The organism is Microbulbifer mixtoriginis (SeqCode) (genome assembly GCF_052467515.1).
This window is the reverse complement of the sequence record NZ_CP174314.1, coordinates 42,562-65,387: the sequence shown is the minus strand read 5'-3', so window position 1 is coordinate 65,387 and position 22,826 is coordinate 42,562. Positions and strand designations below refer to the sequence as shown.

The 22,826-nt window shown below is 54.7% G+C and carries 23 protein-coding genes; 17 read left to right on the top strand and 6 right to left on the bottom strand.

Annotated elements, in window-relative coordinates; genetic code table 11:
- Positions 1-2: 2 nt before the first annotated feature.
- On the bottom strand, positions 3-620 hold the full coding sequence (locus ACJJIT_RS00295) for a DUF2939 domain-containing protein (protein ID WP_444899588.1): 618 nt from the start codon (positions 618-620) through the stop codon (positions 3-5).
- A gap of 170 nt (positions 621-790) precedes the next feature.
- Here ACJJIT_RS00295 and ACJJIT_RS00290 point away from each other — a divergent pair, with 170 nt between their 5' ends.
- The 10 genes from ACJJIT_RS00290 to ACJJIT_RS00245 all read left to right on the top strand — a co-directional run bounded on the left by ACJJIT_RS00290 (position 791) and on the right by ACJJIT_RS00245 (position 12,243).
- Positions 791-1,537 carry a hypothetical protein gene (locus ACJJIT_RS00290; protein ID WP_444887459.1) on the top strand — a complete coding sequence of 249 codons (747 nt, stop codon included), beginning with the start codon at positions 791-793 and terminating at the stop codon, positions 1,535-1,537.
- Between the two features lie 27 nt (positions 1,538-1,564).
- Positions 1,565-2,248, top strand: a complete 684-nt coding sequence (locus ACJJIT_RS00285; protein WP_444899587.1) for an RDD family protein — start codon at positions 1,565-1,567, stop codon at positions 2,246-2,248.
- A gap of 6 nt (positions 2,249-2,254) precedes the next feature.
- Complete coding sequence (locus ACJJIT_RS00280; RefSeq protein WP_444899586.1) at positions 2,255-3,226, top strand: stage II sporulation protein M; 972 nt, start codon at positions 2,255-2,257, stop codon at positions 3,224-3,226.
- Entirely contained in the window at positions 3,216-4,811 is a 1,596-nt protein-coding gene (locus ACJJIT_RS00275) for a DUF4129 domain-containing protein (protein WP_444899585.1), read from the top strand. The genes ACJJIT_RS00280 and ACJJIT_RS00275 overlap by 11 nt, the downstream gene beginning before the upstream one ends.
- Positions 4,801-6,108: a DUF4350 domain-containing protein gene (locus ACJJIT_RS00270; RefSeq protein WP_444899584.1), complete on the top strand. Its 1,308-nt coding sequence runs from the start codon at positions 4,801-4,803 to the stop codon at positions 6,106-6,108. The genes ACJJIT_RS00275 and ACJJIT_RS00270 overlap by 11 nt, the downstream gene beginning before the upstream one ends.
- The gene (locus ACJJIT_RS00265) at positions 6,105-7,109 is read left to right on the top strand and encodes an AAA family ATPase (RefSeq protein ID WP_444899583.1); all 1,005 of its coding nucleotides are present in this window, start codon (positions 6,105-6,107) and stop codon (positions 7,107-7,109) included. Before ACJJIT_RS00270 ends, ACJJIT_RS00265 begins: the two co-directional genes overlap by 4 nt.
- A complete protein-coding gene (locus tag ACJJIT_RS00260; protein WP_444899582.1) occupies positions 7,106-8,503 on the top strand; it encodes a DUF58 domain-containing protein in 1,398 nt (465 codons plus the stop codon). The genes ACJJIT_RS00265 and ACJJIT_RS00260 overlap by 4 nt, the downstream gene beginning before the upstream one ends.
- A 111-nt stretch (positions 8,504-8,614) precedes the next feature.
- On the top strand, positions 8,615-9,232 hold the full coding sequence (locus ACJJIT_RS00255) for a 2OG-Fe(II) oxygenase (protein ID WP_444899581.1): 618 nt from the start codon (positions 8,615-8,617) through the stop codon (positions 9,230-9,232).
- Positions 9,233-9,400: 168 nt separating this feature from the next.
- On the top strand, positions 9,401-9,850 hold the full coding sequence (locus tag ACJJIT_RS00250) for a hypothetical protein (RefSeq protein WP_444899580.1): 450 nt from the start codon (positions 9,401-9,403) through the stop codon (positions 9,848-9,850).
- A 236-nt stretch (positions 9,851-10,086) separates the two neighbouring features.
- Entirely contained in the window at positions 10,087-12,243 is a 2,157-nt protein-coding gene (locus tag ACJJIT_RS00245) for a TonB-dependent copper receptor (RefSeq protein WP_444899579.1), read from the top strand.
- Positions 12,244-12,334: 91 nt separating this feature from the next.
- Here ACJJIT_RS00245 and ACJJIT_RS00240 read toward each other — a convergent pair whose 3' ends face one another.
- From ACJJIT_RS00240 to cysK, 5 genes are all read right to left on the bottom strand, one after another.
- The gene (locus ACJJIT_RS00240) at positions 12,335-12,973 is read right to left on the bottom strand and encodes an outer membrane beta-barrel protein (protein ID WP_444899578.1); all 639 of its coding nucleotides are present in this window, start codon (positions 12,971-12,973) and stop codon (positions 12,335-12,337) included.
- Between the two features lie 122 nt (positions 12,974-13,095).
- Positions 13,096-13,353, bottom strand: coding sequence for a type II toxin-antitoxin system HicB family antitoxin (locus ACJJIT_RS00235; protein ID WP_252083702.1), 258 nt, complete (start codon positions 13,351-13,353; stop codon positions 13,096-13,098).
- Positions 13,354-13,652: 299 nt separating this feature from the next.
- Positions 13,653-13,856, bottom strand: a complete 204-nt coding sequence (locus ACJJIT_RS00230; protein WP_444887470.1) for a hypothetical protein — start codon at positions 13,854-13,856, stop codon at positions 13,653-13,655.
- A 78-nt stretch (positions 13,857-13,934) separates the two neighbouring features.
- Positions 13,935-14,774: a 3'(2'),5'-bisphosphate nucleotidase CysQ gene (gene cysQ, locus ACJJIT_RS00225; RefSeq protein ID WP_444887471.1), complete on the bottom strand. Its 840-nt coding sequence runs from the start codon at positions 14,772-14,774 to the stop codon at positions 13,935-13,937.
- Between the two features lie 38 nt (positions 14,775-14,812).
- Positions 14,813-15,730, bottom strand: coding sequence for a cysteine synthase A (gene cysK / locus ACJJIT_RS00220; RefSeq protein ID WP_444883078.1), 918 nt, complete (start codon positions 15,728-15,730; stop codon positions 14,813-14,815).
- A gap of 198 nt (positions 15,731-15,928) precedes the next feature.
- Here cysK and ACJJIT_RS00215 point away from each other — a divergent pair, with 198 nt between their 5' ends.
- The 7 genes from ACJJIT_RS00215 (at position 15,929) to ACJJIT_RS00185 (ending at position 22,753) form a co-directional block, all read left to right on the top strand.
- Complete coding sequence (locus tag ACJJIT_RS00215; protein WP_444899577.1) at positions 15,929-16,696, top strand: lysoplasmalogenase; 768 nt, start codon at positions 15,929-15,931, stop codon at positions 16,694-16,696.
- Positions 16,697-16,777: 81 nt separating this feature from the next.
- The gene (yrfG, locus tag ACJJIT_RS00210; RefSeq protein WP_444899576.1) at positions 16,778-17,452 is read left to right on the top strand and encodes a GMP/IMP nucleotidase; all 675 of its coding nucleotides are present in this window, start codon (positions 16,778-16,780) and stop codon (positions 17,450-17,452) included.
- A 51-nt stretch (positions 17,453-17,503) separates the two neighbouring features.
- Positions 17,504-17,881: an RNA-binding S4 domain-containing protein gene (locus ACJJIT_RS00205; RefSeq protein ID WP_444887474.1), complete on the top strand. Its 378-nt coding sequence runs from the start codon at positions 17,504-17,506 to the stop codon at positions 17,879-17,881.
- Between the two features lie 88 nt (positions 17,882-17,969).
- On the top strand, positions 17,970-19,460 hold the full coding sequence (locus tag ACJJIT_RS00200) for a S1C family serine protease (protein ID WP_444883082.1): 1,491 nt from the start codon (positions 17,970-17,972) through the stop codon (positions 19,458-19,460).
- A gap of 28 nt (positions 19,461-19,488) precedes the next feature.
- Complete coding sequence (locus ACJJIT_RS00195; protein WP_444899575.1) at positions 19,489-19,926, top strand: DUF4124 domain-containing protein; 438 nt, start codon at positions 19,489-19,491, stop codon at positions 19,924-19,926.
- A gap of 116 nt (positions 19,927-20,042) precedes the next feature.
- A complete protein-coding gene (gene hslO, locus ACJJIT_RS00190; RefSeq protein WP_444899574.1) occupies positions 20,043-20,921 on the top strand; it encodes an Hsp33 family molecular chaperone HslO in 879 nt (292 codons plus the stop codon).
- Between the two features lie 284 nt (positions 20,922-21,205).
- Positions 21,206-22,753 carry a phosphoenolpyruvate carboxykinase gene (locus ACJJIT_RS00185; protein ID WP_444883085.1) on the top strand — a complete coding sequence of 516 codons (1,548 nt, stop codon included), beginning with the start codon at positions 21,206-21,208 and terminating at the stop codon, positions 22,751-22,753.
- The last annotated feature ends 73 nt before the right edge of the window (positions 22,754-22,826 follow it).

Below are 22,826 nucleotides of genomic sequence, written 5' to 3'. Positions count from 1 at the left end.
TATCAGCCTTCCCCCTCGGTGCCATTGAGTAATTCGATATCCACCAGCTGCCAATGCAGCCCATTGCGCTGCATAATCAACCGCAGTTCTGCCCGGTTGGCCTCCCCGTAATCCGCACTCAGGTGGTTAATATCGGTAAAACGCCATTTGAGACGTCTCCAACTGCTCTCAGGCTTTTCTTCAGAATCTTGCCGGGTCTGCGGATAGGAATCTGCCTGGGGTGCTGTGTCCTGGCCAAACAACTTTCGTTCCATTCCCTGTAAGTCCTCACCGCCACGCAACAGGGCTGCGACCCCCTCTGGGGTTACAAACTGTTGCATTAATGGGCCCATGACAAAATTCGCACCGGCGGTTAGTAGCTCATCAAATTCCTGTGGAATTGAATTGCCTATAGAAGAGCGCAGCTGTTCCTGTAAACGGACTCTTAAATTGTCACGCAATACCGGAAAGTCCACGTAGCGTTCCAGCGTATCGATGCTCTCTCGCCTTTTTTCTGGCTCCTGCGCACCCGCCATTTGCGCCGCACGTTGCAGTTGTTCCATTGCATAAAAGGGCAGTGCCACATATCCAGCTGTGATAACCATTATTATCACAGCCCCCGCCCATAGAAATTTCTTCATTATTACCTTTCCTCTTTACGTCTAAGGCGAATTTTATGCTGAGAAAGATTCATCACCTAATTTGCCGCTGTACTGGCGTGGCATTGTTCCCACAACGCGCCTGTGCGATATTCGTCTTCAAGGCTCTGCACATCCCAATCCGTTAACTTTTAATAAGGAAATCAAACAGGATGAGTGATATTTATAAAGCTCCCGAGTCCCAACTTGCCGAAAATAGTGAAGCTGGCGATTTTGGATCACTCGAGAAAGGCATTGCCGGTGATTATTCCTTTTCTATTGGCGAAGCCATCAATGAGGGCTGGCAGCTGTCGAAAGGCAAAAAGCGCACAGTTTGGTTTGCCATTATTCTTTATATCATCGCAATTGCTGCAACCAGTTTTGTTGCCGGTCTACTAACTGGCTACCCAGCATTTGATCTGACAGGGGCCGCTAGTGCATCCCTCTCATCAACAATCATTTATAACTTGATAACCGGAATCGTAGGGGTTCCCCTAGCTGTGGGGATGATGATGGTGGGCATCAAGATCGCCAGAAAAGAAGAAACCTCTGGTACTGAGGTTTTTGCGCACTTCGATAAAATAGTACCCTTATGTGTGACTTACATCATCATGAGCATATTAGTGGGTATTGGTTTCCTTCTACTGGTAATCCCAGGGATTTATCTGGTCATTGCCTATATGCTGGCTCTCCCCCTGGTAGCTGACCAAAATTTAGGCCCCTGGAAAGCTCTGGAAGCATCCCGCAAAGCCATTACCAACAACTGGTTTGCTTTTTTGGGCTTCTTTATTGTATTAATTCTTATCTATCTTGTAGGTGGCTTGGCACTGTTGATAGGCCTTATCTGGGCTCTCCCATTAGCTTCTATTGCATACGGCGTCGCCTACCGCAAAGTTTTTGGTGGCCCTCAAGGTTCCTAATTTGTAGCATCTAACAGGAGTGGTAGCTTGCTGGATACCACCTACAACGTCGAAACCCCTGAGGGTATCGATCTGCGTGCACGGGCTGCAGGGCCTGTGCCGCGCATCCTCGCCTTTGCCGTGGATGTGTTTTACCGCACCCTAATACTGACCGCACTGGGTATAGGTTTGGCCTTTGCCGAAACTGCCGGTATAGGAATCTGGCTGGTCTGCTCCTTCCTGCTGGAGTGGTTCTACCCGGTGTTTTTCGAAGTGCTGCGCGGCGGCCAGACACCGGGTAAGAAGGCCTTCGGCCTGATGGTAGTCAACGACAATCTCACCCCCATCTCCTGGGGTGCTTCCATAGTGCGCAACCTTTTGCGCTTTGCCGACTTTCTCCCTTTCGCTTACGCCACCGGCGTTATTGCCATGACCCTCGGGCGACACTTCCAGCGCCTCGGTGACTTGGCCGCCGGTACCCTGGTGATCTACAAGGACGAGGACAAGGTGCCTGTAGCCCTACCGGATACATCGCCTCTTCCACCACCCCGCAATTTCAAACAACAGGACCAGTTGGCCCTGATCAGTTTACTGGAACGCCACGAAGACCTGAGCGAAGCGCGCCAACAAGAGCTGGCCAATTTACTCGAACCCGTTACCGAGAAGAGAGATAGCGCTGCGCTGGAATACCTGCGCTCTGTGGGTAGTTGGTTATTGGGCGGCAGGGGCTGAGGGGTTATGAGACAGAGAGATTTTGAGAATCGCTACCGCGACGGCTGGGCACAGCTGGAAGCCTGGCTGAAAAGCGATAGCAAAAGTGCGCAGGCGAGCGCCCTGGATCTTCCGGTCGTCTACCGGGAGCTGTGTCAGCAACTGGCGGTGGCCAAAGAGCGTCAATATACCAGCCGCCTGATCGACCACCTCAACAAGCTGGTTACAGCGGCCCACCACCGAGTTTACCGCCAGCAAACTCTGCGCCGCAAAGGTTGGCTGCACTATCTGTTGGCCGGATTTCCCCAGGCGGTGCGCGCCAATGGCCGCGTAGTGTTGTTGGCAACGGCACTGTTTTTACTGCCCGCCCTAGTGATGGGCATCGGCACCTACAATAACGACGCACTGATTTATGCGGTGATGTCGCCAGGAGACGTATTATCCTTGGAATCGATGTACGATCCCGGCAACCGCGTGCTGGGGCGCGAGCGCGGCTCCGATACCGATCTGGCCATGTTTGGCTTCTACATCAAGAACAATATTGGCATTGCTTTCCGCACTTTTGCCGGGGGCATACTGTTCGGACTCGGCTCCATCTTTTTCCTGGTCTTTAATGGGCTATTTATCGGTGCGGCTTTTGGGCATATCACGCGAGTGGGATTTGTCTCCACGTTTTACCCTTTTGTGATCGGCCACGGCGCCTTTGAGCTGACCGCCATAGTACTGGCCGGCGCCGCGGGCCTGTTGTTAGGGCGCTCGCTGGTAGAGCCGGGACAACACCGCCGTTCTGTGGCGCTGCGCCTGGCCAGTGTCGAGGCCATGAAAATCATGTACGGCACTTTCCTGATGCTGGTGATCGCCGCCTTCCTCGAAGCCTTCTGGTCCTCCAGTGCTACCACGCCCATAACAATTAAGTTAGGTTTCGGCGCCCTGCTGTGGCTGCTGGTATTCGCTTACTTCGCCCTGGCTGGGCGCGGGGATTCCAGCCATGCAAGTTAAAAATATGGCGGTAAGGGCACGCCTGCGCTCGCCCTGGGAATCCATCGATCTGGGTGTCGCCCTGGCACGCAAGCACTGGCTGCCGATGTTTCTGGTCTGGTTGTTGCCGGCAGCTTTGGTACTGGGTGTCTTGGCCTGGTTCTTCCCGGCTCATCCCGGCTGGTCACTGTTCGCTCTCTGGTGGTTAAAACCGGTGTTTGACCGCCTGCCGCTGTTCATGATCAGCCGCACTCTGTTCGGCGCACCGGTATCTGCACTGGCAGCACTCAAAGAGTTTTTCCGCTACAACCGCACCGACTGGCTCGCCTGGATCACCCTCCGTCGCCTGAGCCCGACCCGCTCTTTTGATATGCCGGTCACTGTACTGGAGCAATCCAAAGGCACCGCTCGTAGCGCGCGTATCAGTGTACTGCACCGCAAACACTCCGGTGCGGCCACCTGGCTGACCTTGACTGGTATTCACCTGGAATCCTTCTTCCTCATCGCAGCCTTTATCTTGATTTATCTGTTTATTCCCGAGCAGATTGTGGCAAATATCCAATGGATTCCACTGATTCGCGGCGAGACCCTGGCGCTGGAATGGGCATCCAATATTCTCTGTTTACTTATTATGGCGGCGGTGGCGCCATTTTATATCGTCAGCGGCTTTTGCCTGTATATCGGCCGGCGCATCGAGCTGGAAGGCTGGGATATCGAGATTCAATTCCGCGATTTGGTCGAGCGCTACCGAGACGCTCAACGGGCTGGTAAAAAGACCGCCACTAGCACCTCCCCCCTAGCCGCTCTGTTGTTACTGTGCGTCCTGGCCGGCACCTCCCTGGCACCGGCGCCACAGGCCTATGCGGAAACGTTGCAAACCCCGGCTCAAGCGCAACGACATATTGACGAAATTCTCGCCGGAGAGGATTTTCACAGCATTGAGCAGGAGAGCGGCTGGCGCCTGAAAAAAATTGAAGAAGAGCGAGGAAAAATTCCCGAGTGGATCATTGAGCTATTCGAATGGCTATTCAAATGGCTTATGCAAAACTCTCAGGAGACTGATGATTCCTCAGACATCAACTGGGGAGCACTGCTCGCCAAGCCCATTGAGTTACTACTTTGGATTGGCGTGATTGCCGGCTTGCTCTATCTGGGGTGGCGCCACCGCGAAGCCATCCTCAACAGCTTGCGCTGGCAACACAAACCCAAAACAAAACCGGTAGCGCCAGAAACCCTGTTCGGACTCGATGTACGTCAATCCAGCCTGCCCGACGACGTATGTGCGGAAGTAATGCGCCTGTGGCGGACCGGCGATCAACGCGCCGGTCTCGGCCTCCTGTATCGTTCCACCCTGTCCCATTTAATTGAGGATTTCCAGTTCCAGTTTGGCGACCACCTTACCGAAAGCGAGTGTGCCCAGCTGGTAAGCCAGCGCCAGCGATCACCACAGGAAGCGCTGCGCCCAGTCAGCGCCCCACTGAGCCAGTTTGTGCAGCAACTCACCGGCAGTTGGCAACAGCTGGCCTATGCTCATCGCCCCCCCGCCGATGAGCAGCTGGGCGGCCTGTGCCAACAGTGGCAGGAGGTGTTCGGCAATGACCGTTAAACGTCTAGTAATTGGCTTCGCCCTGCTGCTCTGTGCGGCACTGGTATGGTTATTTCTCACCTTTTTTGAACGCTACACAGAAGAAAAGGATCGCGGTTGGGGGCCTGAGGCGCGGCGCAATCTGTTTCTGGCGGCCGAGCACTACTTGGCGCAAGTAGGGCTGGAACCGCGCCAGGCAGAAAATATCTCCGTCCTGAATGGGCTGTCCCCAAATGCGACTCTGTTTATCGCTAACTCCAACCAAGCTTACAACTCCCAGCGGGTTGAGGAGCTACTGCAATGGGTGGAAAGCGGGGGGCACGCCATCGTAGTGGCACATACTGCAGGGTTCGATTCCGAGAAAGGAGGCAGTGCCGAACGCGACTGGCTGCTGGAAAACCTGGGCGTCTCCATCGTAGAAGGCCACGAGGAATATCGCTTTGAGCATCCCCTGCAGCCACTGTTGGGCGAAGATGCCGAACTGAGCCCGGAGCAGAGCCCCGGTGAGGCTATGCGCGAATACAATCGCAAAATCGACGAAGCCGAAGAGCAGACCGAGACCAAAAAGAAAAAACCCCGCAACCCTGATGTTGAACCGGAAGACTTGATCACTCTGCCTACCGCCGGTGGGGCTGAGATTCAATTACATTTCGACGCAGGCCAACTGCTCTATCACGAGGGGATCGATAACAGCAGCGCTGAGGGCGCACCGGTATTCTTCGCCAAGGTATGGCGCGAAGACGAAGCCGCGCCTTTTATGCAATTTGAGCGGGGTCAAGGGGTTATCACCCTGCTGACCGATAACACTATCTGGCAATCCCACCGAATCGGCCATTTCGACCACGCCTATTTCCTGCAGCTTTTGGCCGGAAGTGGCGATTTCGTCTTTCTGACCCGCCCTCGTTTCGACTCCCTGGGTTTTTTAGCGAAAAAGTACACCTCTGAGTTTTTTATCTCCGGCCTACTCGCCTTGCTCGGCTGGCTGGTTCTACGTGCGCGCCGCTTTGGCCCGTTGCAACCTCCGCCTAAGATTACCCGACGCTCACTGTTGGAGCATATCTCCGCCTGCGGCCACTACTACTGGCGCGACGACCAGTGCGAACGGTTACTGCGCGGCCAGCGCGAAGAGCTGCTGCGCCGGCTCGGCGCTGCGGACGCCAACGCCAAGACCAAGCGCAAACTGTGCCAGCACCTCAGTGATGCCACCGGCCTCAGTGAAACCAAACTGGTCGCCTGCCTTTGGGGCACACCGGCGACCAGCGAAGAAACCTTTACCGAACAAATGCGCAATCTGCAGCGTATAGAGGCAGCCCTATGAGTGATACCACCCTGAACCCAGAACCAAAAACCCACACCGAGGCACCGGACTGGCAGGCTGCCTCAGCCCAACTGCAACTGCTACGCAACAATATCAACCGCCTGCTGATCGGTCAGGAGCAGGTCGTCGAACAGGTGTTGGTGGCCTTGCTGGCTTCCGGCCACGTATTGCTGGAAGGCGTACCCGGCCTTGGCAAAACCCTGTTGGTGCGCACCCTGGCCAGCTGCTTTGGCGGTCACTTCCGCCGCATCCAATTCACCCCGGACCTGATGCCAGCTGACGTGACCGGCCATGCCATGTACAACATGGGCGAAAGCCGCTTCGAAGTGCGCCGCGGCCCGGTATTTACCAACTTACTGCTTGCGGATGAAATCAACCGCGCCCCGGCCAAAACCCAGGCAGCCCTGCTAGAGGTGATGCAGGAGAAGCAGGTCACAATCGATGGCAAGGCATTTCCCGTACCCAGCCCCTTTATGGTGCTGGCCACCCAGAACCCTATTGAGCAAGAGGGCACCTATCCACTGCCGGAGGCGGAGCTGGACCGCTTCCTTCTCAAAGTTCTGATCGACTACCCCAGCCTGGAGGCCGAGCTGAAACTGGCCGCCGCTGCCAGCAGTGGTCGCATCGAGCAGCACCTGCGGGAGAAGTCTGCCGGCGAGATAACCGTGGAGCAGCTGCAACAACTGCAAGCCCTGGTACCCCAGGTAGCCCTGGACCAGCAGGTACTGGATTACGCCGTGCGCCTGGTGCGCGCCACCCGCGACGCCAACCAGTTGCGCAGCCCAGCGGGTCCCCGCGCCAGTATCGGCCTGTTGCAGACCGCACGTGCCAGCGCCCTGTTGCAGGGGCGGGAATTTGTGCTGCCCGACGATATCAAGGCGATGGCGATACCCGTCATGCGCCACCGCGTGAGCCTGTCCCCAGATATGGAAATCGATGGTGAGACCACCGACAGTGCTCTGGCCATGATTATCGATAGCGTCGAGGCGCCGCGACTGTGACACAGGATGTCGCTGCAACAGAGGTTCCATACGCAAAACCTCAGCTCGGAAGGCCCGGGCCCAGCCACCGCCTGGTGAAGCTCCTCGGCTACTGGTGCCTGGCTGCGCTTACGGTGAGCGCCGCGCGCATCTGGGCACCCCAATCTGCGGAGCTGTTGCAGTCCCTCTGGTGGACAGTTGGGGGGCTACTGATCGGCGCGGCGCTGTTGGATTTCCTCACCGGACGCAAGATTCTGGGCCTGGAGGGCCAGCGCAAACTGCCCGCTAATTTGGCCCTGGGCGTGCGCAACTGCGTTCATTTGAAGTTGCGCAACCATGGCCAGAGGGCCCTGAAGCTATCGGTATGTGACAACGTACCGCAACAGCTGGGCAGCAACGGATTACCACGCCAGGCGCTGCTGGAGCCTGACCAGGAGGTTGCCATTGAGTACAGTCTGGTACCCCATCGCCGTGGCAGCGCCGAGTTTGGCCGAATCGAGGTGCTCGCCGACTCACCCTGGGGCCTCTGGCAAACACGCCTGTGGCTCGGCCGCGAACAGTCGGTAAAGGTCTACCCCAATTTTCTCGGCATCTCCTCCCTGCAGGCGCTCTCCACTGAGCAAACTCTGCGCCACCTCGGCCTGCATCAGCAGCAGCGCCGCGGCGAAGGCATGGATTTTCGCCAGCTGCGCGAATACCGTCAGGGCGACAGCCAACGCCAGGTAGACTGGCGCGCTAGTTCACGCCTGCACAAACTGATCAGCCGTGAATACCAGGACGAGCGCGATCAGGAAATTATTTATATGCTCGACTGCGGCCGTCGCATGCGCGCCAAAGATGGCGAACTGAGTCACTTTGATCATGCCCTCAATGGCTTGCTGCTATCCGCCTATGTGGCGATAAAGCAGGGCGACGCCGTGGGTCTGCAGGCCTTCGCCGCCGCACAGGACAGCTCCGGCGGGCAACTGCCACCGGTAAAGGGTGAGAGCGCCATCAACCTGTTGCTGAACAATGTCTACGATCTGCACTCCGGCACTGGCAGCGCGGACTACAGCGGCGCCGCCCAGCAACTGCTGGGTGCCCACAAGCGCCGCGCACTGGTGATCCTAATTACCAACCTGCGCGATGAAGACAGCAGCGAACTGCTCACCGCAGTGCGGCTGCTCACTCGCAATCACTTAGTGATGGTGGCGAGCCTGCGGGAGACTGCCGTAGACCGAATGGCACAAAAGCCTATCGGGGATTTTTCCGAGGCCGTCGAAGGCGCAGCCGCACGGGATTTTCTTCGTCGCCGTGCGCGCCTATTGCAACAGTTACAAGCCTGTAATGTACTAGTGGTGGATTCCCGTCCGGAGCTTTTGCACCAGGCGCTGGTGGAAGCCTACTGGCGTTTGAAACGCAGCGGCAAAATCTAACCGGTAGTGAAAGCCGGGAATTCAAAGTATTTGATGTAAGAGGTAACCAAAGAGTGATGTTATCGATGTCCTAAAAAAATAATCCCACAGTATAGGGAGCTTAAATTGACCATGTCCCAAATCACTATCGAGCGACTCAGCAGTGCCGAAGTAAAGACTTCCCCTTTCCCCCATTTCTACCTAGAGCGCTCCCTGGCCTCCGATGAGGCCAGCGCCCTGATCGCAGACTTCCCTCCTCTAGACAAAGGCGGCAGCTTCAATATCAAGGATGTCAAAACTTCGGAACGCCTGCGCAGTTTTGTCGAACAATTTGGCAGCACAGAGGTGCGAAGTATTCTCGGTGAAAAATTTGCGCTGGATCTATCTGATAAACCGATGATGGCCACCCTGCGCGGATACTCCCGAGCCAAAGATGGGCGTATCCATACGGACTCCAAAACCAAACTCATTACCGTACTGATCTATCTGAACAATGACTGGTCTGCGCCCACTGGACGCCTGCGTATCCTGCGCAGCGGCAAAAGCCTGGACGACTACAGTGATGAACTACTACCGGGACCGGGCTCTCTGGTGGCCTTTAAGGTAACGGATAATTGTTGGCATGGTTACCCTAGTTTTGTCGGCAAACGACAGGCGATCCAAATAAATTTTTTAAGCGGTGATAAAGCGAAGAAAAAACATCAGTTTTTTCATGGCATCAGCGCACGCTTAAAATCTCTTTTGCGTTAAAAAAATCGGATAATAGTTTTATCCGAATGCGACTGTACAAATTAATTAACTTGCAAACAGAAAAATTTGTTACCGATAGTGGCACTTTTTACAGCCAGCGGGTAATCTGTTGCCACTTGCCTTCGGGAATTTATTAAGTCTATCCCGGTAACTTCAAGAACCTTATTTATGAGTCGCCCGCGCACCCGTAAAAACCGCCCTCACCTGCCACAGTGGCAGGCACTGCTGCTTTTACTGGTGTTTCTCAGTGCCCGTGGTTTGGTTCCCGCAGGGTTTATGCCCGCCGCTTTTTCTGCGGGCACCCCCTACGATTTTTGCCACGGCGACAGCCGCAGCGCTCTGTTATTAAATGCCCTAGCCAGCCAGGCTCAGGACCATCATCACAGCCATGGTGGTGGGCACGGTGAGCACAGTGGGCACAACCACGATGCACTGACCGCGCATTCTTTTGCTGACAATCACTGTAATTTTTCCGCCGCTGCCAGTCTTGTCCATGTACCTGCATTAGACCTGCATTTCGCCAGTGAGGGGAATATTCTCCCCCTTTTCAGCAACGGCATTAACACCGCTCTTTCTTTATACTACAGCCGCCCCCTTATCCGCGCCCCTCCAGTTTAAAACCTCGGTTTTCTTATTTTTCAAAAACTAAATAGTCGAGGCCTGTTTCTGCGCTTCGCTGCACTACCTTTGCCGGTAATTTTTCTGGTTGGGATATTGCAACAGCCGTAGACCCGCTTCACTAAAAAAACTGGAATTCCCGCTGCTTAGCCGGCGGGAACAAACCCGTGCGCGCTATTTTTACCGCGCTCCCCATGGCCGTGCCTGACCTTCGGCCCAGAAACGGATAAGTCACAATGCGAAAAGTTAAACTCCAAAAGAAAAAGCCATTACACACACCACTGAGCCTGGCAATTATTGCTGGTTGCACCTTTCCATTTTCCCTAATGGCCAGTGAGGGAAATGAAAAAAAAGAGGGGGAAATGGAGCAGATGGTGGTCACCGGAGTAAAAACCGAACTGCCGCTCAACCTACTGACGGACCCGAAAATGCCTCGACAGCCCCTACCAGCTAACGACGGCGCCGATTACCTAAAAACCATTCCCGGCTTTTCCGTGGTGCGCAAAGGCGGCACCAGTGGCGATCCGCTGTTGCGCGGTATGGGGGGCTCGCGCCTGGGCATGTTATTGGATGGAGAGTCTCTTATGGGTGGCTGCCCCGGCCGTATGGACCCACCTACCGCCTATATTTTCCCCGAAAGCCTCGACGAAATAGAGGTGATTAAAGGCCCCCAGAGCGTCACTCACGGACCGGGCAATTCCGCCGGGGTAGTGCTGTTCAACCAACAGCGGGAGCGCCCGAGCGAACCCGAATGGGATATGCATGCGAGCCTGCTTGGCGGCAGCGCCGATCGAAAAGACGGGCTCTTTGACCTAGCGTACAAAACCCCAGAATTTTCCCTGCGCGGTTCGGCAACTTCTGCCTCTGCAGATGATTATGAGGATGGCGACGGCAATCGGGTGCACTCCGGTTACGAGCGCTGGAGTGGCAAAGCCAATCTGGCCTGGACCCCCGATGATGACAGCCGCCTGGAATTCGAAACAGCTTTTAGCGATGCCGAAGCGGCCTATGCCGACCGTGGAGTAGATGGCAGTAAATTTGCACGCGAGAGCTACAAAGCCAAATACCGCCGCAGCAATATCGGCGCTCTGCTGAATACCATCGAAGTGCAGATCTATTACAACTATGTCGATCACATCATGGATAATTACAGCCTGCGTAATCCCTCGGGAATGGCTACCAATCCAGTCGTCATGAATTTAGACAGCGAAACCATTGGTGCCAAGCTGAGTCTGCAGCTGAATCCTGCGGATAACTTTGAGCTGACAGCAGGCCTGGATACCTGGGAAAACAGTCACCGCGGACGCATGAGCATGAATCAGACGATGGTTGATTACCGCCAGCGCAACTGGAATACGGATGCGGAATTTTCCCAACTGGGCATTTTCTCCGAAGCCAGCTGGCAATTCGCTCCGGATCAACGCTGGATCGCCGGCGCCAGACTGGATGACTGGGAAGTACGCGACCTGCGCGAGACGATTTCGTTATCGATGATGTCCTCGGTCGATAACCCCACCGCTGGTGAGAGCCGCTCAGAACAACTGCCCAGCGGTTTTATACGCTATGAATTGGCGCTGCCAAGTACCTCCACCAGCTCTGCCACCCTCTACGCCGGGCTCGGCTACAGTGAGCGCTTCCCGGATTACTGGGAAATATTTTCCCGCGAAGCAGCAGATTCCTATAGCGCACTCAATATAGAATCAGAAAAAACCAGTCAACTGGATATCGGCACTATCTATCGCACTGAAAAATTGTCTGCCAGTATTTCCGCTTTCGCCAGTGATGTCCGCGACTACCTGTTAGTACAGAATGATTACCAGAAGGCTGCGGTGATGTCAGGCATGGGCACCATGTCCTCGATGGGCAACGCAATGGATATGGGGGAGCCTGGGGATAAGCGTACCGCTGCGGTAATTCGCAATATTCAGGCGCGCACCTGGGGACTAGAACTAGATGCCAGCTATCAATTAAACGAAAACTGGCGCACCGAGTTTACTGTCACTTCAGTGCGTGGTGCCAACGACACAGACAATACCACCCTGGCCCAACTGCCCCCACTGGAAACACGCCTGGGGCTGCACTATGAGCAAGCTCAGTGGTCGGCGGGTATTCTGTGGCGGGCTATTGCCAGCCAGGATCGCGTCGATATCGGTAAGGGTAACATTATCGGACAGGACTTTGGGCCCACGGATTCTGCCGACGTACTGTCAATTAACGCAGGTTGGCGCCCAAGCCAACGACTGCTATTCACTGCAGGGGTCGATAACTTACTAGATGAAACCTATGCAGAACATGTCAGCCGTGCGGGTGCGGAAATTCCCAACTTCCCACAGTTGGATAGGGTTAATGAGCCCGGCAGGACCTTATGGATAAAAACCATTTACCGTATTTAAAACACGATGACTAATTAACTGGTCTGAAAAACCGGACATAGTATGTTAAGCGGGAAACACCTCAAATTTCCCGCTTAACATAAATTTATAGTTAAAAGCGATAGGAAAAATTAAGACTTAAAGTACGTAAGTGCCCAAGGTTCACTCGGTAGACAGAATTAATATCGTTGTAGTTGTATTCTATGGAAGTATCAAAATCCTGGTTCCACATAAACCGATAGCCGGCCCCAAGATTCCAGAAAGAATCGCTGCCACTGGCATCGATCACATGGTAATAATGGCCGTCGTAATACCAGTCTTTTTCCTTGTCATAAATATCATATAGGTGCCACTTGTCTTTATTGTGATACCAATAACCATATTTACGCACATCATTCAAATCAACATCGGCATAATTCCACCCCGCCATCCAGTAGAGACACTGAACGTAACAATTCAGGGTAAAATCCACTTTAAAATTGAGCCCCACCTGATTAATTCGCACGTGATTATCATCAAAGCGGGAAAATTGTAAATTCACCTGCCAAACACCCACGGCGGGTGTCACGCCAACGCTGACATAACCAAAAAAATCCCGCTGATCATTGAGCTGTAATTCCCCTGAACCCAGTCCCAGCGTGGTAATAATTCGATATTCACCCGACTCAATACCATCGAAAGGATTATTCCATTCGACTGCAGTGGCCGCTGGTGATAACAGTAAGGCCAAGACACATAACACCGTCTTCATTACATCCATCCTTGCAGCACGACGCTTTTTAATTCATCCCCCTTACCAAAGCTTAGCTGTCATGGTTATCCACCTCAGAAACTTATCCGAATCGAATACCAAATTTATATGGATAATGATCCTTAAAGGCTTTCCACATCAATGATGGCCCAGATACCACCGGCAAATGCTGGGTTATCCCGCAAATTGTCGACGTCTTGAGGCTGCGGCATCGGCTCTCCAGCTTGCCGTAATTCTTCCAGGCGTTGAAAAATAGTCTCCGCCATTTTTTGTAGAGCGGCATCCAGAGTTTCGGCATAGCAGTGACAATGCGGCAGGTCGGGTGCTATGGCACCAAAGCCGGCGTATTCAATGTTGTGAAGCACAACCGGATAGCGCATTAGAAAATTCTCTTATACATTGGCTTTCCAAAGCGTAGACGGGTTTCAAAACTGCGAACGAAATATGGCAAGGAAAATCAACAAATTCCCCAATAAAATAAACTCTGCGCAACCGCACCTATTACTTCAGAATAAACCGAAAGCTGAATAATTAATTTTTGAATTTATTGTCTAGGTTGGAGTTGAACCTCATTGCGAGGGTTTGCATTATTTAGCCGGAATGGTTATTGGAGGGGCGACGCCAAACAACCTAACCACTGCGACATTTAAACCTTATCAAGGTGCGAACGACGAAAAATTTAGCGCGGCATTCTTCCGAGAAGTGCCCTACGGGAAAAAATCATGCCGTTAAGAGTGCGCCATAGGAATTTTTGATTTTCTGCCTCCGGCTCCACCAGGGCATCCTGCTGCCGCTGTAACCAGGCAATCTCCTGTTCCAGCTGTCTGCGTAAACAGCGGGTTTCATTCAGATCTGAAGCTTTGCGGCTCACCTGAAGAGGCATAACGCCGGCCTTTTGTGCTGGTTTTAAAGGTTGATAAAAAATAAATAGAACCCCCACTGAAGTGGGGGCATGGCAAGCTTAGTTCACTGGAGACTCTGCATTTAGCAAATCCTGCCAATCGTAAGATGCATCACCGATCACATAGAAAAACGGATTCAGCAAAGAATCTTTGCTGTTATAACGCAGCAGCTTGAAGGAATCGTCCACCACTGTGCCACCGGCAGCCTCAACCACCGCCTGGGCTGCGGCTGTATCCCACTCACAAGTGGGTGCGAGCCGCGGGTAGAGATCAGCGGCCCCTTCAGCCACCAGACACAGTTTGAGAGAGCTACCCATGTTTTTACAGACCACCGCACCCAATTTGGATTCGATACGCTCTACCAGTTGATCCACGGCGCCGGCACCATGGCTGCGGCTAGCAACCAATTCCACTGCATCACCAGCTTCCAGGCGCGGCTTCAGCGGGCGCACATGAATTTCTGTATCGCCGGAAAGCGTGCGCTTAAAGGCACCATCACCCTTGCCACCAGCATAGGTGATATCCAGTACCGGCACATGCACCACGCCCAGCACAGGTTCGCCATTTTCAATAAGGGCCACATTAACGGTGAACTCACCAGTGCGACGAATAAATTCCTTGGTGCCATCCAGCGGGTCCACAATCCAGTACCGCTGCCACTGGCTGCGCTCGGCAAATGATGGCATTTCCTGCTCTTCCGATAATACCGGTACACCGTCAATCAGCTGCGCCAGAGCAGGGGCTAAAATTTTGTGTGCCGCTAAATCCGCAGCTGTAACCGGCGAGTCATCCGCCTTGGTGTCCACCTCCAGCTCAGCAGTGCTGTGATAAACCTCCAAGATAGCTTCACCGGCGTTTTTGCAGATTGCAATCACCTGCTCCAATAATGCCTTATTCATTAAAACTCCCTTATTTTTCAGGTGGTGAGTATAAAGTCTCAGGAGGGGAAAAGGTCCTTCACCGACAAGTAGCGCTCACCGCTGTCATAACTAAAAATCAATACGCGGCTACCGGGCGCAAATTCGCCCTCGCGCTTTTTCAGCGCGGCCAGGCTCGCACCTGAGGAAATACCCACAAAAATCCCCTCCTTCAAAGCGCACTTACGCGCCATTTCAAAACTGTCTTCTCCATTTACCAAAATGGTGCCATCCAGCATTTTGGTATTGAGTATCTCGGGAATAAAACCGGCACCAATCCCCTGCAAGCGGTGCAGCCCTTTATCACCACCGCTGATCACTGGAGAATTTTCCGGTTCGACGGCAAAAACCTGCAACTTGGGAAAGGATTCCTTCAGTACCTCTCCACAACCGGTGATGTGGCCACCGGTGCCAACCCCAGTAATCAGGTAATCGAGCCCCTCAGGGAAATCTGCGAGGATTTCTTTGGCAGTGGTGTCACGATGCACCTGGGCATTGGCACGGTTACAGAACTGCTGCGGCATCCAGCTGTTTTCATGCAGCGCCAATAGTTCCTCGGCTTTGGCGATAGCCCCGCCCATACCCTGCTCCTTGGGAGTAAGCACCAACTCAGCCCCCATAGCTTTCATCACCTGGCGCCGCTCCAAAGACATAGATTCCGGCATGGTGAGAATCAATCGATACCCCTTAACCACTGCCACCATGGCCAATCCGATGCCCGTGTTGCCGGAGGTGGGCTCGATAATCACACCACCGGGCTGCAAAGCACCGCGGCGCTCTGCATCCTCAATCATCGCCAGGGCAATACGGTCCTTGATACTGCTGCCGGGGTTAAAACGCTCTACCTTCATCCACACTTCGATATCTGGGCGAAACAGATGATTGATACGCACATGCGGGGTATTGCCGATGGTTTCCAGAATATTGGCTGCCTTCATTGATGAAGCTCTCCGTTAATGGCTCTCACGGCAGACAGGCAGTCCACCGATTAATATTTTCCTGTGCGCAGATAGTAACCCAGATGTGCGCTGCCCCAAGAGACCCACAAGGAAATCCCAATGGCACACACGTATAAATTCCTCTGCAAGTAATCGCCTCCCTCACAAGGAACTGGTTTAACACGGAGTTGTGAATTCATGGCGATCCGGTTGGTGGTAACACGTCTTTGTGCCACATTTAGTGACTGGCTTCTTTCCGATAAACATAAAACCAAAAATAAAGGCGCTGCCATGAATCCGAATATGACCTCCGATGCCCATGATGCAACTCATGCAAGCCTATTTATGCCTGTAGCATTTATATTCTTTGCCGCTCTTTTTATGCTCCTCGACAGCATGGCAATTCAAGGGCTGTGGATGGCTTCGCTGAAAGCGCTGCCAATCGCCATTCTCGCCCTGATGGCGATGCGGCACCTGGACGGGCTCACTCGCACTCTGACACTTGCGGCCCTGGCTTTTTCCGCACTTGGCGATGTACTCCTGGAAATGAGGTTTGCCCACCAGTTTATCTTTGGCCTGGGTGCCTTCCTGGTGGCACAACTTCTCTATGCGGCCAATTTCCTGCGTTTTGCCGACTTCCGCAAACGCCGCAGTCTGATACGTATCTTGCCTGTTCTGCTGGCCGCAGTGGGGCTGGCCCGCTGGATACTTCCCGCTGCGGGGGAGCTGGCGCCAGCAGTGCTTCTTTACTTGCTTGCCATTATTGCCATGGCCCTAGGCGCCGGGGCTCACCGGGGCAATTCCGGGCTGCTATTCGCCGGTGCACTCACTTTTATGCTGTCCGACGCATTGATCGCTGTGAATAAGTTCATAGCACCGCTACCTCTCGCCGACACAGCAATTATGCTCAGCTATTACGGTGCTCAGTTTGCCATCCTGTACGGCATACGCCGTGCCCAGGCATAATGCCCACCTTCATACTGGGGATATTTTGGGAAGGCTACAATTTGGCTTCCCACCCCCACCACAGAGAGGTAGACAGGCCCCATGCTCGACTGGCGAAGTATCGACACCGTACTGCTGGATATGGACGGCACCCTGCTGGACTTGCACTACGACAACCATTTCTGGCTCGACCATCTACCCAAACGCTACGCCGAAGTACACGGTCTCGATCCCGAGCGGGCCCAAATAGAGCTGCAGCGGGAAATTGATGCACGCCGCGGCACTCTGGAGTGGTACTGCCTGGACTTTTGGGCGGAAACTCTGAAGCTGGATATCCTCGCGATACTGCGCGAGATCGAAGAGCGCATCGCCCTGCGCCCCCATACCGAGGCCTTCCTGCAGGGACTGCGACAACTGCGTAAGCCCACCTATCTGGTCACTAATGCACACCGCCATGGACTCGACCACAAACTGCAAATTACCGGCCTCGAGCCATGGTTTGACGACATCATTTCCTCCCACGATTATGGACATGCCAAAGAGAGTGGAAGCTTCTGGCACGCCCTGCGCGAGGAGGTGGCCTTCGACCCGGAGCGCACGCTGTTTGTTGACGACAACCAGAGTGTGTTGGCCGCCGCACAGGACTATGGCATCGCCCACCTGTTGTGTATCCGCCAGCCGGACAGCCGCGGCCCCAAACGGCATATCAGCGACTTCCCGGCGATTCATCACTTTGATGAAATTATGTCATTGCAACGCAGTAACAAAGCGCAGTAACAATAAGCCCGCATAACCCGGGCCCAAGTTTATATTGATCAACAGGATTCGATGGAAAAAGTACGTATCGACAAGTGGCTCTGGGCCGCACGCTTCTTTAAGACCCGCAGTATCGCCAAACAGGCTATCGAAGGTGGTAAAGTGCACGCCGATGGACAGCGGGTCAAAGCCAGCAAAGATCTCACCGTTGGCGCGCTTTTGAGTATCCGCCAGGGCTGGGACTTGATTGAGGTGGAGGTTATTGCCCTCTCCGACCAGCGTCGCGGTGCCGATATCGCCCGCACCCTGTACCGCGAGACCGAGGACAGCATCGCCCGGCGCGAAAAGGAGCGCACTGAACGCCAGGCAGCCAATGCGGGGATTCAGCGCGAGCGACCCAATAAAAAGCAGCGCCGCCAGATCCACCGCTTCCTACGCGAGCAGGAGTAGGCTCAAATGACAAAAGTGGTGAAAATTCCGCCATTTTTATCTATAGCTGCTAAACTGCCCCCACTTAACCCGATAGAAAACAGCCACGATGAAACGACTGATCGCCATCTCCCTGCTGCTTCTGCTCGGAATGCAGACGGCCCTCGCCGATAGCCGCGAACACGAGCAGCTCAAGCGTTCGATAATCAAAATTTACACCACTGCCGCCGCCCCGGACTACTTCAATCCCTGGGCGTTGCTTAACCCCAAGCAGTTATCTGGCTCCGGCGCGGTTATCCGCAACAAGCAGATCCTCACCAACGCCCACGTGGTGGCCAACGGTAGCTTTATTCAGGTGCAACGCCACGGCGACGCCAAGAAATTCCGCGCCCGAGTGAAGTTTGTCTCCCACGACGCCGACCTGGCTCTGCTCACCGTGGATGATGACAGTTTCTTCAAAGACACCCGCCCACTGACACTGGGCACACTGCCAGACCTGCAAGAAGAGGTCACCGTGTACGGCTACCCCATTGGCGGCAAGTCCCTGTCGATCACCCGCGGCGTACTGTCCAGGGTGGAACACCAGTACTATGCCCACGCCGAAAGCTATCTGATGGCCGGCCAGATCGACGCAGCCATTAACCCCGGCAATAGCGGCGGCCCGGTCATTTCCGGTGGTCGTATCGTCGGTGTGGCCATGCAGACCAACCAGAGCGCCGAAAACCTGGGTTATTTTGTGCCTCCCAGCGTAATCGCCCATGTACTCGAAGACGCCAAAGACGGCGAACACCAGGGCTTCCCCGAGTTGGGCCTGGTGACCCAGAGCCTGGAGAGCCCTTCAATGAAGAAGGCTGCCGGTCTCAGCGAGGACCAGGACGGCGCAATGATCGTCAAGGTATTTAGCGACTCCCCCGCTGCTGAAATTTTCCAACCCGGCGACGTGTTGCTGGAAGTTGATGGCTTCGAGGTTGCCGCCGATCGCACCGTCGAATGGCGTGAAAACCAGCGCACTAACTACCATTACGCGGTGGACCGCCATCATGTCGGCGACAAATTACCGGTGCGCTTTTCCCGCAACGGTGAAGAAAAAAGTGCGCAAGTGGCCCTGGCAGCACCGCCACCCTCCCGCGCCCTGGTGGTGGGTGAGCAATTCGACCAGCAGCCGCGCTATTACATTTATGGCGGCGTGGTCTTCGTGCCTCTGAACATGAACCTGATCAAACGGTGGGGCAAGAGCTGGCATTCCAAGGCGCCAATCGATTATCTCTATGCACGCAACCAGTGGAGTGACGAGAGCCGCCGCGAGCTGGTGGTTGCGCTCAAGGTCCTGCCCGCCAACGTCAACCTGGGTTACCACGATTGGAAAAACTGGATTATCGATTCGGTGAATGGCCACAATGTCGCGGACTTCGACGAGTTTGCCCAATTGATGGAAACCAACAAAGAGAATTTTGTAGAGCTGCGCGATCGCTCCGGCTATCGTATGGTGCTAGATCACGCCGAAGCTCAAGAACAAGAGGCAATGATTCTGCAGACCTACCATATCCCCCAGCGCCACTCGCAGGGGCTGTTCAGCAGACTGGCCAATAAAGAGGAGTAAGGCCCGCTGTGTGGGCTATGGAGAAGCCGTGAAACAACTGAGAGGAATCCTAGTTGGCAGCCTGTTGCTGGCTGCCCACACCAGCGCCGGTGAGCTCTATCGCTGGGTCGATGCCGATGGCCGTGTGCACTTCAGTGATCGCCCCCCGGCCGAGGGCAAGGCCCAGGATATTTCCGGACAATTGGGCCCAATCAATACTGCCAAGGCCACTCGGGTTCAGCGCAGTCTGATCACTTCCTCGGCCACTGCCCCCGAGCGGGAATACCAGCAGCGCCAGCAACAAGAGCAACAAGCACGCCAACAGGAGCAACAGCGTATTTGCACGAAAGCGCGCCAGCGCCTGCGTTCACTTAATGGACGGGTGGCCTTTATCGACAAGAGTGGCAAAGAGGTGCGCTATTCAGAGCGGGAGCGCCAGAGAATGGCCGAACAGCTCAAGCGGGAAATCGCCAATCGCTGCGGGTAACCCTTCCCCAGCCAACCTTAGTATCCGGTGCCGGCGCCACAATTACCCGCGCCGGCTACCATTTAGACATATCCACCTCTAAAATCCCGCGGTTTTAATACCGAGGCACTCGATCTATGTCCGATCAGCTGGAACGCTTTATCTTTTCCCAACACGATATTCGCGGGCAGATGGTGACCCTCACCGACGCCTACCGCGAAGTGCTCAAGCACAATCCACTGCCTGCACCGGTAGCGCATTTGCTGGGAGAGTTTCTCGCAGCCGCCTGCCTACTCTCCACCACCCTGAAATTCGAGGGCATATTGAGCCTGCAGGCCCGCGGTGAGGGCGATGTGCCGCTGATTATGGCCGAGTGTACCCACCACAGTGATCTGCGCGGCATTGCCCGTGTCGCCGGTGGCGCCCAAATCAGTGAAGAGGCCAGCCTGAGCGATATGATCGGCCCTCGCGGTGTCATCGCTATCACTCTGGAGCCCAAACGTGGCGAGCGCTACCAGGGGGTGGTCCCACTGGAAAAAGAGAGCCTGGCCGGGTGTCTGGAGGATTACTTTGCCCAGTCGGAACAACTGGAGACACGCTTCTGGCTGGAGTGCGATGGCAGCAACGTGGGTGGTATTATGCTGCAGGTGCTACCCGGCAATAATGCCGCCAGCGCTGAGGATAACAGCGACGCCTGGGAAACCGCCCTGCACCTGGCAAATACCGTGACCCCTCAAGAGCTGTTCGACGTGCCCCACGACGAGCTGATTCACCGCCTGTTCCACCAGCTGAAACCGGCTACCCTGGGCACCGACACTATTCGCTTCAAATGCAGTTGCTCACGGGAGCGCAGCGCACGCGCCCTGGTCTCTCTCGGTGCTGAAGACGTGTACAAATTACTGGAAGAACAAAATGGCGAAATCGTCAGTGATTGCCAGTTTTGTAATGCCCAATACCGCTTTGATCGCGAGCAGGTAGAGTCACTGCTCAATGCCCCACCCCACACCCTGCACTAGGGAAATTATTGCCAGTGCTGAGCAGCCTCAGCTACTGGCAATTCGCAACTTAGAACACAAAAATTCACAAAATCTATAAGGTAAAAATACTACATAGATCTTATGAATCCAAAATGCCTTAATTTGGGGTGACAGCGCTGTCAAAGCGCAAAAAGTGACCGTGTTTGCTACCCGCTTATTTTGAATTTTGCCATAATGCGCCCCCCAAATTTTGCCTGGCTGTCTAATACTTGGACGGCTCCTATTTTTTACTATCCAACATAACATTCACGGGTAATCGACGAATGGCACAGATCGACGACACCGCGCTGGTTTATAAAAACCTTTCACCAGCAAAATTGGTAGAGCTGGCTCTTAAGCGCGGCGAGGGTAAACTTTCCGACACCGGCGCGCTGGTGGCTGAAACTGGTGCCCGCACCGGCCGCTCCCCAGCGGACCGCTTTGTTGTAGAAGAGCCCTCCACCGCCGATAGCATCGCCTGGGGCAATGTGAACCGCCCCTTCCCACAGGACAAGTTCGACGCACTGTGGGACCGCGTAGAGGCATTTGTAGCCGGTGACGACACCTTCGTGCAGCATCTGCACGTCGGCCAGGACGAAGACCACTACCTGCCGGTTGTCGTAACTACCCAGACCGCTTGGCACAACCTGTTCGGCCGCAACATGTTTATCCGCGCCGAAAAGTACAACCCCAAGGCGAAGGAAGAGTGGCGCATCCTGCACGCTCCCAACTTCGTTTGTGAGCCAGAGCGCGACGGCACCAACTCCGAAGGCTGCGTCATCATCAACTTCGGCCAGCGCCGCGTGCTGCTGGCAGGTATGCGTTACGCCGGTGAGATGAAGAAGGCGATGTTCTCCGTGCAGAACTTCCTGCTGCCGGAAAAAGACGTGATGCCGATGCACTGTGCCGCCAACGTTGGCAAAGACGGCGATACCTGCCTGTTCTTTGGCCTGTCCGGCACCGGCAAGACCACCCTGTCCGCTGACCCTGAGCGCTACCTGATCGGTGACGACGAACACGGCTGGAGCAAAGGTGCAGTATTCAATATGGAAGGTGGCTGCTACGCCAAAACCATCGACCTGAGCCAAAAGAATGAGCCGGTAATCTGGGACGCTATTCGTTTCGGCGCTATCGTCGAGAACGTAGTCACCAACGAGAATGGTACCGCCGACTACTGTGACACCAGCCTCACCGAGAACGGTCGCTGCTCTTACCCGCTGGAGCACGTAGAGATGCGCCAGCTGGAAAACCGCGCCGGCGAGCCGAAGAACGTCGTCTTCCTCACCTGCGATGTATCCGGTGTACTTCCCCCGGTATCCATCCTCTCCAAAGAGGCTGCGGCATACCACTTCCTGTCTGGCTACACCGCGCGCGTAGGCTCTACCGAGCTGGGTGCAGAGGCCGGTATTCACCCGACTTTCTCCACCTGCTTCGGCGCTCCGTTTATGCCGCGCGCCCCGCGTGAATATGCGGACTTGCTGATGAAGCGCATCGAGGACTTCGGCTCCAAGGTATACCTGGTAAACACTGGCTGGACCGGCGGCTCTGGTGACAACGGCAAGCGTTTCCCGATCCCTGTAACCCGCTCAGTAGTTGCGGCTATCCAGAGCGGTGCACTGGAAGGTACTGCCACCGAGCATCTGGAAACCCTGAACCTGGATATTCCTCTGGAAGTACCGGGCGTCGACAAGTCCTACCTGAACCCGCGCGAAGCCTGGGAAGACAAGGCTGCCTACGACGACCAAGCCGGTAAGCTGGCCAAGCTGTTCGCCGAAAACATTGAAAAATTCAATGTCAGCGATGATGTGAAAAACGCCGGTCCCAAGGCCTGATCGTCTGGATATAGCCTTCTTTTAGAGGCGCAAAAGCCCCGCCACCGCAAGGTGCCGGGGCTTTTTTTGTTTT